The organism is Vagococcus lutrae, assembly GCF_023299185.1.
GTDB lineage: Bacteria > Bacillota > Bacilli > Lactobacillales > Vagococcaceae > Vagococcus_A > Vagococcus_A lutrae.
This window is the reverse complement of sequence record NZ_CP097017.1, coordinates 788,590-802,818: the sequence shown is the minus strand read 5'-3', so window position 1 is coordinate 802,818 and position 14,229 is coordinate 788,590. Positions and strand designations below refer to the sequence as shown.

The window sequence follows — 14,229 nt, the reverse complement described above, 5'->3', positions numbered from 1 at the left end:
TGATAGATGAAAAATTAGGTGGTACCACGTCGAAACGAACGTCCTATAAGAGTAATTTTTACTCTTATAGGGCTTTTTTTATTATCATAAAGGAGGAGTTACATGAGTTATCAACATTTGGAGATGGAAAAAAAATGGCAAGATTTTTGGCGAGACACGCATCAATTTAAGACAACAGAGGATCCAGATAAACCAACCTTTTATGCGTTGGATATGTTTCCTTACCCATCAGGAGAAGGATTACACGTAGGACATCCTGAAGGTTATACTGCTACGGATATTTTATCTCGTATGAAAAGAAGTCAAGGCTATAATGTTTTACATCCTATGGGGTGGGATGCTTTTGGCTTGCCTGCGGAACAATACGCGCTAGATACAGGAAATGACCCCGCAGAATTTACGGCGAAAAATATTGAAACGTTCCGTCGTCAAATTAACTCATTAGGATTTAGTTATGACTGGGATCGTGAAATTAATACTACTGATCCAGAATATTACAAATGGACGCAATGGATTTTTACCAAGCTTTTTGAAAAAGGCTTAGCTTATGAAGCGGAAGTCGCAGTTAACTGGTGTCCAGCGCTAGGTACTGTATTAGCGAATGAAGAAGTGATTGACGGTCTATCCGAGCGTGGCAGTCACCCTGTTTATCGCGTGCCGATGAAACAATGGATGTTAAAAATCACAGCCTATGCTGATCGTTTAATTGATGATTTAGACTTAGTAGATTGGCCAGAGAATATTAAAGAAATGCAACGTCACTGGATTGGTCGTTCAGAAGGGGCGAAGGTTCGCTTTGAAATAGAAGGAACAGATGAGACATTTACAGTATTTACGACACGTCCAGATACTTTGTTTGGCTCAACCTACGCTGTATTAGCACCGGAATTAGAGCTCGTACAAAAAATTACGACGCCTGAACAACGTGACGCAGTTGCGGCATATATCAAAGAAACTGAGAAAAAATCAGACTTACTTCGTACTGAACTTTCAAAAGAAAAAACAGGTGTCTTTACTGGAGCCTATGCGATTAACCCTGCTAATGGCGAAAAAATGCCAATTTGGATTGCCGATTATGTGCTTGCAACGTATGGAACAGGGGCTATTATGGCAGTACCCGCTCACGATCAACGTGACTATGAATTTGCCAAAACATTTGATTTACCAATAATCCCAGTTGTAGATGCCGATGTTTCAGAAGAAGCCTACATGGGAGATGGCGCGCATATTAACTCTGACTTCTTAAATGGTTTAGAACAAGAAGCGGCGATTGAAAAAATGCTAGGTTGGTTAGAAGAAAAAGGCATCGGTCATAAAGAAGTGAATTATCGTTTACGTGATTGGTTATTCTCTCGTCAGCGTTACTGGGGTGAACCGATTCCAGTGATTCATTGGGAAGACGGCACTACTACCACCGTGCCAGAAGAAGAGCTACCATTAGAGCTACCGATTGCTACGGATATTCATCCAAGTGGAACAGGCGAATCACCATTAGCTAATATTGAAGACTGGGTGAATGTAGTGGATCCAGAAACAGGGATGAAAGGTCGTCGTGAAACGAATACTATGCCACAATGGGCGGGAAGTTCTTGGTACTATTTACGTTTTATCGACCCACATAATACGGAACAAATTGCTAACCCAGAAAAACTAAAATTCTGGCTACCAATTGATATGTATATCGGGGGAGCTGAGCATGCGGTTCTTCACTTATTATATGCTCGTTTCTGGCATAAATTCTTGTATGATATCGGTGTAGTTCATACGAAAGAACCATTCCAACGCCTGTTTAACCAAGGGATGATTTTAGGAAACAACAATGAAAAAATGTCTAAATCTAAAGGGAATGTCGTGAACCCGGATGACGTTGTCAATAAATACGGTGCTGATACACTTCGCCTATATGAAATGTTTATGGGGCCGTTAGATGCTTCTATTGCTTGGAGTGAAAAAGGCCTTGAAGGTAGTCGTAAGTTCTTAGACCGTGTATGGCGCTTGATGATTGATGAAGAAGGAAAACTACGCGACCGCATTACCACATTTAATGACGGTAAATTAACGAAAGTTTATCATCAAACTGTGAAAAAAGTAACAGAAGATTATGAAGTGATGCATTTCAACACGGCTATTTCGCAATTGATGGTATTTGTCAATGAAGCGAATAAGCAAGAAGCGTTACCAATCGAATACATGAACGGGTTTGTTCAATTGTTAGCTCCTGTTGCACCGCATATTGGAGAAGAGCTATGGTCACGTTTAGGGAATGAAGGAAGTATAACCTATGTTCCTTGGCCAGAATATGATGAGCATCATTTGGTAGAAGATACGCTTGAAATCGTCATTCAGATTAATGGGAAAGTACGCGAACGTATGATGGTTGCGCGAGATACGTCTCAAAAAGAATTGGAAGAATTGGCTTTAGCTAATGAAACAATTCAAGCCCAAATTGAAGGGAAAACGATTCGTAAAATTATCGCAGTACCAAATAAACTCGTTAATATCGTAGCAAATTAAAGCAATCGAAAGCGTAAGTTAAATCTTACGCTTTCTTTTTTAAAAGGAGAGCATATGATTATTATTGATGGTGACGCGTGTCCGGTTAAAAAAGAAGTGATAAAACTTGCGAGTAAGTATAATCAGCAAGTGTTAATCGTAGCTTCTTTCGACCATTATACGACAGAGGTTTATCCTGCTCATGTTAAAGTGTCGTACGTTGAGCGTGGCAATGACGCAGCAGACTATAAAGTCATGTCTTTAGCCAAGGCTGGCGATTGTTTGATTACGCAAGATTATGGTTTAGCTTCCTTAGCACTTGCGCATGATGTCGCTGTTTTTCATCATTCTGGCAAGCAGTACCATAAGGAAACAATCGACTTTTTACTTATGCAGCGTTATCACCATCAACAACAACGTCAAGCAGGACAACGAACGAAAGGCCCAAAGAAATTTACAAGGCAAGATCGCGAGCATTTTTGTGAACAGTTTGAAAATTATTTAAAAAGAGGGATAACATGACAAAAAAAGTATTAATTGTTTGTTTAGGTAATATTTGTCGGTCACCTATGGCTGAAGCAATGTTACGGCATCGGATTGAAGAGCGTGGTCTGAGTGATGAAATTGAAGTTTCTTCACGTGCGACGTCTAATTGGAACGTCGGTCAGGCGCCACACGCAGGAACGCGTAAAAAACTTGCGGAGTATCAGATTGATGATAGCGGGATTTTCTCTGAACAAATCAAGTCGGACGACTTTGAAACATACGATGTAATCTTGGGAATGGATAAGCAAAATATTAAAGATTTGAAGCGAATGGCGCCTTTACAGACACATGATAAAATTCATTTATATTTGTCAGTATTAGATAATCAGTCAGTTTCAGAAGTACCCGATCCTTATTACACGGGAGATTTTGATGAAACGTATCAACTTTTAGATAAGGCAACGAATCGCTGGTTAGATGAATGGGAAAATGAGTAAAATAAAAGAAGCATTCCATTGACGGAACGCTTCTTTTTAACGATTGATTGACAAGCCAAAGGCATCGGCGATTTCAGGTGAAGCTTCTTTGATAGGTGTCTTTTTGGCAAGTTCCCCTTGCACGGCAAGGCGATTAGCTCCAGTATAATCGCAGGTGATTAATGTTAGCAACGTTTTGTCAGGGACGATGTCTAATAAATCAACACGCGTTGGCGCCACATACTCTTTATACGTGACAGTGTATTCGTAGATATACTCTAAGTCGGTTAAATACATGGGAGCGCCTAATTGGATATTGACGAGAGGGCCGAATAAGATTTCAGGATTAATCATATGATGACTGGCCAATGAATAGTTTCCTTCTCCCATTTCCTGTTCGGGTGTCATCGTACCAGCCCCAAATGTTATCGCCGCATCGGAAAGGCCTTTGTATATCGGAAGATTAATAGAAACACTAGGAATGGCGATGCCGCCAAGTACGTATAAATCTTCGTCAGAAAAAGTACCGCGTAAAACACTTTCTAAATCTGCAGCTTCTACGGCATCAAAATCAAAGGTCGTTTCCTTTTTTTTATTTTCTGCTATTTGGTCTTTGGTAATATCTGAAACGCGATATTGATTACTACGTTGTTTTAAAAGGAATGTTTTAATCGGTTCATTAAAAACAAGTGCCAAACCAACTAATAACATCAGAAATAAAAACAGATTGATTAAACTATTTTTTATAGATTTTTTCTTTTTCATATGACTCTCCTAAAAGTTTTTATCGATTGTATTCTAGCATAGTGTATCAAAAAAGACTAATCAAGTCGCTTTTTTAGAATTGTTACAAATTGATGTCTTTTGGAAGCGTTTTATAAAGGAATGTAATAAAAACTTAAACAAAAAATTGGTCCTTTTTGAAAAAAATGATGTAGAATGGTATATATAAGGTAAAGTGAAGCGAGGTGAAAAAAGTGGGTTCCCAAAGAATTTATGTTCATTTAGACACAATTAGTAATGCCGTCACATCCAAAGGTATTACAATGGATGATTTTGAAAAAAATATGTCGTTGTATCCTGAGAATATTTTACTGTTAGACCCTCAAGCGGTTGAAGGCGAGTATGAACGTCATACAGGATTAAAAATCATTCGCGGTGAAAAAGATATTAAGCGTTATTTTATGTTACAAAAAGAACAATCTCATCGTTTAGTAAAGTGGATTGATTATAAAGATATTAGCTTAGTGACACAGCTTACTCCCATGGAAATTGCCGAGTTGCTATATTTTGGACACATGGGTACTCAACTACATTCACCCTTTTTCTACAAGTTGCAAAATAACTATGTTTATTTTGAAAAACCAAATCATGTTAGTAAAATATACTATCGTCATTTGGATGATTTTTACTATATTTTAGAACAAAAACTCATTAAACAAGTTACTGAAAAACGACAAGAAAGACGTCTATTCTTTAAAAAGCCTAAAACAATCAATCGTATGCCGACAGATTTATTAAAAGATATGAAACGAATTTTACAAGAAGGCGTTGTTTTTGATTTTTCACAACCTGAATTTTATCAAGGAAAATATAAGATACCGATTTATGTCGTGGAAGATCAAGTTCAATTAGTTGATTATCAACGCTTTGAAAAAGATGATCAGATTGGTATGCTTGAATATGACGACCGAGATGGTTGCTGGATATTAACAGAAGAAGAATGGGAGTCACTTTCGAGTTTAAAACAAGCTTAGAATGGAAATAAGCTTGTTTTTTTTACTCGAAACTTGCTATAATATAAGAGATTTTGATAATAGAGGAGGAAATAAACCTTGAAAATAATTGCACTATATGGTGGACAAAGCGCAGAACATGAAATTTCAATTTTAACTGCTTATTCAATGCTACAAGCATTCTATTACAATTATTACCAAGTACAATTAGTTTATATCACACGAGAGGGGCAATTGTTGAAAGGACCACTCCTAACTGAAGCACCTAAATTAGAAGAAGACTTGCATTTAACAGTTGATAATGCTGAGACTATATCGTTTTGTGATTTAGTGGAAGAAGACACACTTGTTTTTCCAATGTTACATGGGCCGAATGGCGAAGATGGAAAAATTCAAGGAATGTTAGAAACATTAAATATGCCTTATGTTGGAGCGGGAGTTTTAGCGAGCGCTTGCGCAATGGATAAGATAATGACAAAATTAGTATTACAACAGATTGGAATCCCACAGTTACCGTTTGTCGCTGTAACGAAAAATGATTGGCGTAAAGACCAAGAAGAAGTTTTCCGCCATTGTGAAGGGTCGCTTGTCTATCCAATGTTTGTAAAACCTGCAAACTTAGGTTCAAGTGTCGGAATTAGTAAAGCAGAAAATCAAGAAGAATTGAAGGAGTCGATTGATTTAGCGCTTCAGTATGATCATCGCGTCGTGGTAGAGCAAGGGATTGAAGCACGTGAAATTGAAATTGCCGTATTGGGTAACGAAGAAGTCCGAACGACTTTAGCGGGAGAAATTGTCAAAACGGTCGATTTTTATGATTATGATGCAAAATATATTAACAATGATGTGACGTTACAAATTCCAGCTGATATCCCAGAAGAAATTCACGAGCAAGCACGTGCTTATGCTGAAAAAGCGTATTTAGCTTTAGATGGTAGTGGATTAAGCCGTTGTGACTTTTTCTTAACGAATAATCACGACTTGTTCTTAAATGAATTAAATACTATGCCAGGTTTTACGCCATTTAGTATGTATCCATTGTTATGGCAAGAAATGGGCTTGAAGTATGGTGACTTGATAGAAGAATTAATTCAACTAGGATTAATGCGTCATCAAGCTAAACAACGATTATCTATTACGCATCAATAGAACAAGACTGAGACAGATGATGACATTTGTCTCAGTTTTTTGTGAAAAGAAAGGAAAAAAACGATGTTATCTATCCAAGAAATTATAAAAGCAACTCAAGGTCAAATGATACACGGATACGACAATCAAGTCGATATTGAGACAATCGAGTTTGATTCACGTAAAATCACTAAAAATAGCTTGTTTATTCCATTAAAGGGACAACGTGATGGACATGAGTTTATTCAAGCGGCAAAAAATCAAGGAGCAGCTGCAACTTTGTGGGAAGCAGGACGTAAGCATGATTCTTTTCCAGAAGAGCTGATTGTCATTGAAGTGCCAGATGTTTTAGCTGCATTTCAAGAACTAGCGGTGTTTTATTTAAACAAAGTTCATCCGAAAGTAGTAGCCATTACAGGTAGTAATGGCAAAACGTCGACAAAAGATATGACCGAAGCTGTTCTATCGCAACGCTTTGCGACCTATAAAACACAAGGGAACTTTAATAATGATATTGGCTTGCCGTATACGATTTTACATATGCCCAGTGCAACGGAAGTGTTGGTTCTTGAAATGGGAATGGATCATGCTGGTGAGATTGAGTTTTTAAGTCGTTTAGCAACGCCAGATGTCGCAGCTATCACGATGATTGGAGAATCACATTTAGAATTTTTAGGAAGTCGCGCAGGGATTGCTAAAGCCAAAGCTGAAATACTCGCAGGCCTCTCGGAACAAGGAGAACTGATTATTCCCGCTGACGAGCCGCTTTTAGCCCCTCATGTACAGAATATTCCTCAAACAGTGACGACATTTGGTTTCACTGAACCTGCTATTTATCAAGCGACAATTATCGAACGTAGTCAACAAGAAACACGTTTTATGGTTTCTTCTCTTTCTAATCAAGTGTTTACGATTCCATTTGTGGGGGATTACAATGTAAAAAATGCGTTGATTGCAATTATTATCGGTTTGAAATTTGGTTTATCTATCAATCAAATAAGTGAAGGACTAGCACGAACAGAATTAACACAAAGCCGCTCGGAATGGTTAACGACATGGAACGGTGCACAAATGTTTAGTGATGTGTATAATGCTAATCCGACTGCGATGAAGTTAGTATTAGAAACGATTGCACGTGTAGAAAACCAAGGGAAAAAAATAGCCGTTTTAGCAGATATGGGAGAGCTTGGGGATACATCGGCTGAGCTACATCAAAGTATTGCCCCATATCTAGAACCGTACCAAATTGTGATTTTATATGGAGAGCTAATGAAAAATTTACATACAAAATTGCTACAACAAAACGCTGATTTAGTTGTTTATCATGTGGAAAAAGGAAATGAAGAGCTGATTATCGACTGCTTACATGACTTAGTGAAGCCAGAAGATATCCTTGTGCTAAAAGGTAGCAATAGTATGGGGCTTGTGAAAATAGTAGAGAAAATTTCCAGTAAATAACGGCTTTTGTTTGTTATGTGTTATGAAATATGTTAAAATTAAAAAGATGTGGACATCACAAGAAAAGTGTAAATTGTTTCCATGATAAATAACATAGATGAAGAGAGACAAATTAGGAGGATCTTATTTGAAATTTAAAGATTTAGGTTTAATACCTGAGCTGTTAGAAGCAGTTCAACGCGCAGGATTTGAAGAAGCAACACCTATCCAAGAAGGCACGATTCCATTGGCATTAGAAGGTAAAGATGTGATTGGACAGGCGCAAACGGGAACTGGTAAAACAGCAGCATTTGGGTTGCCTATGTTACAAAAAATAGATACGTCAGCAAAAGAAGTTCAAGGCTTAGTCATCGCACCGACACGTGAGTTAGCTATTCAAACTCAAGAAGAGCTATATCGTTTAGGTCGTGACAAAAAAGTGAAAGTTCAAGTTGTCTACGGTGGCGCGGATATCGGCCGTCAAATTCGTAGCTTGAAAGAGCGCCCACATATTGTTGTGGGAACACCAGGTCGTTTGTTAGACCATATTAATCGTCGTACGTTAAAACTTGGTAACATTGAAACATTAGTATTAGATGAAGCAGATGAAATGCTTAATATGGGCTTCTTAGAAGATATTGAAGCAATTATTAGCAAGACACCAGCTGAACGCCAAACTTTACTGTTTTCAGCAACTATGCCAAAAAGCATTAAAGATATTGGGGTTAAATTCATGAAAGACCCAGAACATATCAAAATCAAAGCTAAAGAAATGACAGCGAGTCTTATTGACCAATACTATGTTCGTTGTAAAGACTTTGAAAAATTTGACATTATGACGCGTTTCTTTGACGTACAAGCACCTGAATTGACTATCGTCTTTGCTCGTACAAAACGTCGTGTAGATGAATTATCACGTGGCTTAGAAATTCGCGGTTACCGTGCAGAAGGAATCCATGGCGATTTAACGCAACAAAAACGTATGAGTGTTTTAAGAGGCTTTAAAAACGGAGCTATTGACGTTTTAGTGGCCACAGATGTTGCAGCACGTGGTTTAGATATCTCAGGTGTGACACATGTGTATAACTTTGATATTCCCCAAGATCCAGAAAGCTACGTTCACCGTATTGGTCGAACTGGCCGAGCAGGTAAAGATGGGATGTCTGTGACATTTGTAACGCCAAATGAAATGGGCTACTTGCGTGTTATTGAAGACTTAACTAAACGTAAAATGTCACCTTTACGCCCACCTACGCAACAAGAAGCTATTCAAGGGCAATTGGGAATAGCTGTCAATACTATTCAAGATGAATTACAAAAAAATGGCTTAGATCATTATCAAAAAACAGCTACAGATTTATTAGAGCAATATGAAGCAGAAGATTTAGTGGCGTTATTATTAAAAACAATCACAAAAGACGATGCTTCAGAAGCGCCTGTTAAAATTACCCCAGAGCGTCCTTTACCACAAAACCGTCGCAACAATAAAGGTGGCGGAGGCCAACGTGGAAAAGGTGGTCAAAAACGCGGTGGACGTTATAATGACCGTCGTAATAACAAAGGCGGCAATGGCAAAAAGCGTTATGATAACAAAGGCAAAGGCCACAGCAAAGATAAAAGTAAACGTGATTTTGTGATTCGCACGAAGAATAAATAAACCGTTTGAACAGGATAGCGAGACTATCCTGTTTTTTTATAGTTATGGTACAATAAAAACAGTAAATGAATGTAGGTGAAAAGATGATTGTTGGAATTGGTGTGGATTTGGTTGAACTTTATCGTATGGAAAAAATAATAAAGGAGTCGCCGCGTTTTGTACAAAAAGTATTGACGCCTGAGGAGTATCGATGTTTTGAGCAAAAGAAAGGTCGCCATCAAGTAGAATATCTAGCCGGACGTTTTGCCGCTAAAGAGGCATTTTCTAAAGCATGGGGGACGGGGATTGGCAAACTAACCTTTCAAGATATTGAAGTATTAAACGAAGCAAATGGTCGGCCATATGTTGCCGCATCTCCACATGTCGGTCGTGTCCACATCTCTCTTTCTCATAGTGAAACACAAGCCATCGCCTACGTTATATTAGAAAAATAAAAAAGCAACTGAGTCAATCAGTTGCTTTAATTTGCTAATGTTTGAGAACTAGGTTTTGATGTCGTGATTTTTTTTATATGATGAATCGGAATCATTTTAATTTGTTGGCTTCCTTGAGGATATAAGACAACCATATCTTGATGAGTTGGAAGTAATTTTAACTTTCCGTAAAAAGTTTCAAAATCTGCTGTTGGATCAGCTGACTCAGCTACTTGCAACACGACAAATTGGTTGTGAGAAGCTGCCTGTCTTAGTTGGAAACGAATTTTTTCAAGCTCTTGTTTTGGCTTGTAGGAATCATCTAAAAAAGAAGCCAAAAAACGTTGAGACGTATCCGTTATAATCTTAGTGAACGATTTAATTGTATGTTTCTTTTTTTGATTTTCCATTATTTCCCCTCCGTTCTTCATGACAACTTTAAGGTAATTATACCTAAGTTGAGGAGTAAAAGTCAAACTTTCAATACGGATTAGAAAGAAGGAGTGTGCCATGAACTATAATATGATTGAACCCCTTCATTTTTATTCATACCATGAGTTTGTGATATTTTCTAGTCAAGCCAAGGAATTATTTCCAATCAGAGGATATCGTGAAAAAGCGCGTTCAGATGCCCTTCATCAGTATCAAAAGCCAGATACTAATCAATCTTCTTATTTAATAAGTTATAATCATAAATGTTTATTATTTCTGTCTTTTGAACGAAAAGGAAATGTCGCAGTCGTGAGAAATTGTCTTTATCAACCAAAACATTCTCACGCTAGTGTCTCGTTGTCGGAATGGCTTGAACGATTGGATGGGATTTTTCGTTATTTTAATATCACATGTTATCATATGCATTTAAAAAACGTTCTGGCGGATAGTGAACGATTATTTGATGAGGTTGTGAATGATACGGAAGGAGTCGTATGTCTTCGGCATTCAAGCAGCACAAAAACGGCGATGGTTCTTGGAGGTGGGGGCGCTCGCGGAGCCTATCAATTAGGTGTTTGGCAATATTTTAGGGAGAATAAGCTCACCTATGATATCGTTACAGGTGCTTCAGTCGGAGCATTAAATGGGGCTTTAATGGTCCAGAATGATTGGGAAAAAGCACAGGCGATGTGGCATCAGATTGAAACAACCGATGTTTTTGACATTTCAATGCTACCAGCAGAAGAGATGACTGATATTTCGACTCTTTTGGACGGGATGAAAACGATGGCAACGAAAGCTGTATTGAACCAAGGCATTTCAACCGAGCCACTATATCAATATGTCAAAGGATTATTAAATCATAAACGCTTAACGTGTGGAAAACCGTCTCTTTGGCTGACGGCGACACATTTGCTGACAATGCAAGAAAGAGTCGTTCATCTCAACGCTTGTGATTCTGAAAAAAGAGTAGATTGGTTGTTAGCTTCAGCTTCTTTCTTTCCAGCTTTGGCACCTCATCAAATCGATGGGGAATACTACGTTGATGGTGGTTATCGAAACAATATCCCTGTTGATCTTGCAGTTAAAGAAGGAGCGAATCAGCTTTTTGTCATCGATGTAAAAGGACCGGGCGTGACCAAAAAATACGACGTACCGCTAACCATAACTCCTATAGTATTGAAAAGTCCGTGGTTATTGGGAAATATGTTACTATTTGACACAAGACGAGCGAAATGGAATCAACAATTAGGCTATCTTGAGTTGAAACGTGTGATTGAAAAAAAAGCGGGATTTTGGTATACCTTCGATGTGGAAGTGTTGTCAGAAGAATACTTGCAAATTAATCGCGAATTAGTCAGAAAGATAAAAACATTTATTCCAGTTGAACGATTATCAAGCAAAAAAATGCATATTGTATATGAACGTTTACGTATAGTATATATGAGCAAGGTTTCCGCTTATAATCTAGGCTGGGTTATTTTAGAGTTGACAGGGAGGTTATACGGACTAGACCCGACTACCTATTATTCAGTGGAATCATTTTGCCAAATGTTGTTAGCGCGTTTGTCACAAGAAACGTCAAGGAATGCGCCGGCAGGGTTGTACTCTTTACCAGAATGGTTAACGCATTATCGTCAGAAAAAATCTGCAATGAGTGAAGAAGCTCAGGTAGCAAGATGGTTGACGCGTTTTCGTCAAGAGAATTGGCAAAAAGAGTGGCTTGAAATGGGGTTGCTTATACAGTCGGATACGTTTTTAATCGCCTGTCTTGTATGGAGCTTACAATGATAAAATAAAGGAGAATGATTCATGTCAAGAGAATTTAATTTTGAAATTATGGAAACAATCGCAGTTTTATCCGAGCGGTCAAAGGGTTGGAAAAGAGAATTAAACTTAGTTAGTTGGAACGACGCACCACCTAAGTTTGACATTCGAGATTGGTCTGCCGATCATCAGAAAATGGGGAAAGGTATTTCTCTTTCAAATGAAGAGATAGCTATATTAAAAGAAACGTTAAATCAAATGTAAGTGAGTTCTATATGAAGGAGGCCTTGCTCAATATGAAAAGTATGACAGGATATGCGCAACATCAAGTTACCATACAGGGCGTTGCATTGACGTTTGAATTTAAGTCGGTCAATCATCGCTTTCTTGATACCGTTTTTCGTTTGCCAAAGGATTGGTTATTTATCGAACCCGCCTTGAAAAAGCTCGTTCGCAGTAAAATAACACGTGGAAGAGTAGAGTGTTACATTCAATATCAAGAAACAGACACGTTGCAACAAGAAGTCGTGTTGAATTGGGAGTTATATCATCAATTGCTTCAAGAAATGGCGACGAAGTTAGCTGTACATCCGACTTCGCTCGAGCAAGAAGTGCTAATGCGTACTTTGTTGCAGCACGATTTGTTTTTAAATGTAAAAAATCCCGAAATATCATGGCAAGAGTATGAAGGAGAATTATTAACCGCTTTTGAAGAGGGGTTGGATAAATTAATCAACACCCGAGAAACCGAAGGTACTTATTTGCAAGCCGTGTTAGATGAGCATTTATCTCGTTTAAATGAATTATTAGAGCTTGTAGTGACGCAACAAGAAGCAATTGAATCAGATTGGCAGTCGCGTTTAACAGAAAAGCTACAAGAGTTAGTCGGTGAACAACTAGATGATTCACGTATTTTGACCGAAGTCGCCCTGATTTTAGAAAAAGGGGATATCACGGAAGAGCTGACACGTTTAGAAAGTCATAGTGAACAGTTGGCAACGTTGTTTCAATCAGAAGAAGCGATTGGGCGAGAAGCTGATTTTACCATTCAAGAAATGAATCGTGAAATTAATACGATTGGGTCTAAATCAAGAGATTTAGCAATAAAAAATCTTGTCGTTCAATTAAAAACAGAATTAGAAAAACTGCGTGAGCAAATTCAAAATATAGAATAACAGCTATTGATTAAAACAAACACTAAAAAAGACTTGAACTGTTTATCTATATAGCGTAAAATTATTAGATAAGTATTGAAAAGTGAAAGGGTAAGCGATATGTCAGAAAGAGGCTTGTTATTTATATTATCTGGACCTTCAGGAGTCGGAAAAGGGACGGTTAGAAAAGCATTATTTGAAAGTGAAGGAACAGAGTTAAAATACTCTGTTTCAATGACGACACGTCAAATGCGTCAAGGTGAACAAGAAGGTGTCGATTATTTTTTCCGAACAAGAGAAGAGTTTGAGGAAAAAATAGCTGCTGGGGAAATGTTAGAGTATGCAGAGTACGTAGGTAACTATTATGGCACGCCTCTAGACTATGTGAATAAAACACTAGATGAAGGATATGATGTCTTCCTTGAGATTGAAGTGTTAGGTGCGATGAAAGTAAAAGAAAAAGTACCTGAAGGCATTTTTATTTTCTTAACACCACCTGATTTGGCCGAGTTAAAATCGCGAATTGTTAATCGTGGTACAGATGAAATGGCTGTGATTGAAAAACGGATGAGCGTAGCACGCGAAGAAATTGAGATGATGAGTCACTATGATTATGCTGTCGTAAATGACCAAGTCGATAAAGCGGTTGAAAGAATTAAACATATTATTGAAAGCGAACACTGTCGAGTAGACCGTGTTGTAGAACGTTATAAAAACATGTTAAAGGAGTTGTAGTCTTATGATGTTAAAACCATCGATTGACTCATTGTTAAAAAAAGTCGATTCTAAATATTCATTAGTTATTTTAGCAAGTAAACGCGCGCACGAATTAGAAGCCGGTGCGACACCGATGAAAGAAGAGTTTTACTCTGTTAAGCGAGTGGGACAAGCACTGGAAGAAATTGATGCAGGAGATGTGGTAGTTGATCCAAATCCTGAATTAAAACGTGAACTTATCCGTCAAAAAGAAGAATTAGAAGCAGCTGAGCGCACACGCGAACGCGAAATTATTGAAGCAAAAATTAGAGAAGAAAACTAATCCAAACAGAG

General features: G+C 37.9%; 15 protein-coding genes and 1 other annotated feature (1 of these 16 only partly in view). Of the genes, 13 read left to right on the top strand and 2 right to left on the bottom strand.

Features of this window, described 5'->3' with window-relative positions:
• Nucleotides 1-49, top strand: a binding site (T-box leader) (it extends 162 nt beyond the left edge of the window).
• Between the two features lie 53 nt (nt 50-102).
• Genes leuS through M2919_RS03770 form a run of 3 tightly spaced genes read left to right on the top strand, consistent with a single transcriptional unit; the run spans nt 103 to nt 3,476 of the window.
• Complete coding sequence (gene leuS / locus M2919_RS03780; RefSeq protein WP_248849336.1) at nt 103-2,514, top strand: leucine--tRNA ligase; 2,412 nt, start codon at nt 103-105, stop codon at nt 2,512-2,514.
• 54 nt (nt 2,515-2,568) lie between these two features.
• Entirely contained in the window at nt 2,569-3,015 is a 447-nt protein-coding gene (locus M2919_RS03775) for a YaiI/YqxD family protein (protein ID WP_126762514.1), read from the top strand.
• On the top strand, nt 3,012-3,476 hold the full coding sequence (locus M2919_RS03770; RefSeq protein ID WP_248849335.1) for a low molecular weight protein-tyrosine-phosphatase: 465 nt from the start codon (nt 3,012-3,014) through the stop codon (nt 3,474-3,476). The genes M2919_RS03775 and M2919_RS03770 overlap by 4 nt, the downstream gene beginning before the upstream one ends.
• A gap of 36 nt (nt 3,477-3,512) precedes the next feature.
• On the opposite strand, the gene M2919_RS03765 is transcribed toward M2919_RS03770, so the two are convergent.
• The gene (locus tag M2919_RS03765; RefSeq protein WP_126762510.1) at nt 3,513-4,220 is read right to left on the bottom strand and encodes a class A sortase; all 708 of its coding nucleotides are present in this window, start codon (nt 4,218-4,220) and stop codon (nt 3,513-3,515) included.
• Nucleotides 4,221-4,432: 212 nt separating this feature from the next.
• Here M2919_RS03765 and M2919_RS03760 point away from each other — a divergent pair, with 212 nt between their 5' ends.
• From M2919_RS03760 to acpS, 5 genes are all read left to right on the top strand, one after another.
• Nucleotides 4,433-5,212: a hypothetical protein gene (locus tag M2919_RS03760; RefSeq protein WP_126762508.1), complete on the top strand. Its 780-nt coding sequence runs from the start codon at nt 4,433-4,435 to the stop codon at nt 5,210-5,212.
• 78 nt (nt 5,213-5,290) lie between these two features.
• Complete coding sequence (locus tag M2919_RS03755) at nt 5,291-6,340, top strand: D-alanine--D-alanine ligase (protein WP_248849333.1); 1,050 nt, start codon at nt 5,291-5,293, stop codon at nt 6,338-6,340.
• 63 nt (nt 6,341-6,403) lie between these two features.
• Nucleotides 6,404-7,777 (top strand): UDP-N-acetylmuramoyl-tripeptide--D-alanyl-D-alanine ligase, encoded by a 1,374-nt coding sequence (locus M2919_RS03750; protein ID WP_248849331.1) that lies wholly within the window; start codon nt 6,404-6,406, stop codon nt 7,775-7,777.
• A 127-nt stretch (nt 7,778-7,904) separates the two neighbouring features.
• Complete coding sequence (gene cshA, locus M2919_RS03745; protein ID WP_023606082.1) at nt 7,905-9,413, top strand: degradosome RNA helicase CshA; 1,509 nt, start codon at nt 7,905-7,907, stop codon at nt 9,411-9,413.
• Between the two features lie 83 nt (nt 9,414-9,496).
• On the top strand, nt 9,497-9,847 hold the full coding sequence (acpS, locus tag M2919_RS03740) for a holo-ACP synthase (protein WP_248849474.1): 351 nt from the start codon (nt 9,497-9,499) through the stop codon (nt 9,845-9,847).
• A 26-nt stretch (nt 9,848-9,873) separates the two neighbouring features.
• Here the strand turns inward: acpS and M2919_RS03735 are convergent, their stop codons facing one another.
• Nucleotides 9,874-10,236 (bottom strand): hypothetical protein, encoded by a 363-nt coding sequence (locus M2919_RS03735; RefSeq protein WP_126762502.1) that lies wholly within the window; start codon nt 10,234-10,236, stop codon nt 9,874-9,876.
• A gap of 100 nt (nt 10,237-10,336) precedes the next feature.
• Between M2919_RS03735 and M2919_RS03730 the strand changes: the two genes are divergently transcribed.
• From M2919_RS03730 to rpoZ, 5 genes are all read left to right on the top strand, one after another.
• The gene (locus tag M2919_RS03730; RefSeq protein ID WP_248849330.1) at nt 10,337-12,049 is read left to right on the top strand and encodes a patatin-like phospholipase family protein; all 1,713 of its coding nucleotides are present in this window, start codon (nt 10,337-10,339) and stop codon (nt 12,047-12,049) included.
• A 21-nt stretch (nt 12,050-12,070) separates the two neighbouring features.
• Nucleotides 12,071-12,289 carry a YdbC family protein gene (locus tag M2919_RS03725; RefSeq protein ID WP_023606086.1) on the top strand — a complete coding sequence of 73 codons (219 nt, stop codon included), beginning with the start codon at nt 12,071-12,073 and terminating at the stop codon, nt 12,287-12,289.
• Nucleotides 12,290-12,321: 32 nt separating this feature from the next.
• On the top strand, nt 12,322-13,200 hold the full coding sequence (locus M2919_RS03720; protein WP_248849328.1) for a YicC/YloC family endoribonuclease: 879 nt from the start codon (nt 12,322-12,324) through the stop codon (nt 13,198-13,200).
• Between the two features lie 99 nt (nt 13,201-13,299).
• Nucleotides 13,300-13,914: a guanylate kinase gene (gene gmk, locus M2919_RS03715; protein ID WP_248849327.1), complete on the top strand. Its 615-nt coding sequence runs from the start codon at nt 13,300-13,302 to the stop codon at nt 13,912-13,914.
• A 4-nt stretch (nt 13,915-13,918) separates the two neighbouring features.
• Nucleotides 13,919-14,218 (top strand): DNA-directed RNA polymerase subunit omega, encoded by a 300-nt coding sequence (rpoZ, locus tag M2919_RS03710; RefSeq protein ID WP_126762494.1) that lies wholly within the window; start codon nt 13,919-13,921, stop codon nt 14,216-14,218.
• The last annotated feature ends 11 nt before the right edge of the window (nt 14,219-14,229 follow it).

Excerpts from the sequence above, each read along its gene's own strand:
- M2919_RS03750 (WP_248849331.1), top strand. The coding sequence starts at position 6,404 with ATGTTATCTATCCAAGAAATTATAAAAGCAACTCAAGGTCAAATGATA.
- acpS (WP_248849474.1), top strand. The coding sequence starts at position 9,497 with ATGATTGTTGGAATTGGTGTGGATTTGGTTGAACTTTATCGTATGGAA.
- M2919_RS03730 (WP_248849330.1), top strand. The coding sequence starts at position 10,337 with ATGAACTATAATATGATTGAACCCCTTCATTTTTATTCATACCATGAG.
- gmk (WP_248849327.1), top strand. The coding sequence starts at position 13,300 with ATGTCAGAAAGAGGCTTGTTATTTATATTATCTGGACCTTCAGGAGTC.
- leuS (WP_248849336.1), top strand. The coding sequence starts at position 103 with ATGAGTTATCAACATTTGGAGATGGAAAAAAAATGGCAAGATTTTTGG.
- M2919_RS03725 (WP_023606086.1), top strand. The coding sequence starts at position 12,071 with ATGTCAAGAGAATTTAATTTTGAAATTATGGAAACAATCGCAGTTTTA.
- M2919_RS03720 (WP_248849328.1), top strand. The coding sequence starts at position 12,322 with ATGAAAAGTATGACAGGATATGCGCAACATCAAGTTACCATACAGGGC.
- M2919_RS03765 (WP_126762510.1), bottom strand. The coding sequence starts at position 4,220 with ATGAAAAAGAAAAAATCTATAAAAAATAGTTTAATCAATCTGTTTTTA.
- M2919_RS03775 (WP_126762514.1), top strand. The coding sequence starts at position 2,569 with ATGATTATTATTGATGGTGACGCGTGTCCGGTTAAAAAAGAAGTGATA.
- M2919_RS03735 (WP_126762502.1), bottom strand. The coding sequence starts at position 10,236 with ATGGAAAATCAAAAAAAGAAACATACAATTAAATCGTTCACTAAGATT.
- rpoZ (WP_126762494.1), top strand. The coding sequence starts at position 13,919 with ATGATGTTAAAACCATCGATTGACTCATTGTTAAAAAAAGTCGATTCT.
- M2919_RS03770 (WP_248849335.1), top strand. The coding sequence starts at position 3,012 with ATGACAAAAAAAGTATTAATTGTTTGTTTAGGTAATATTTGTCGGTCA.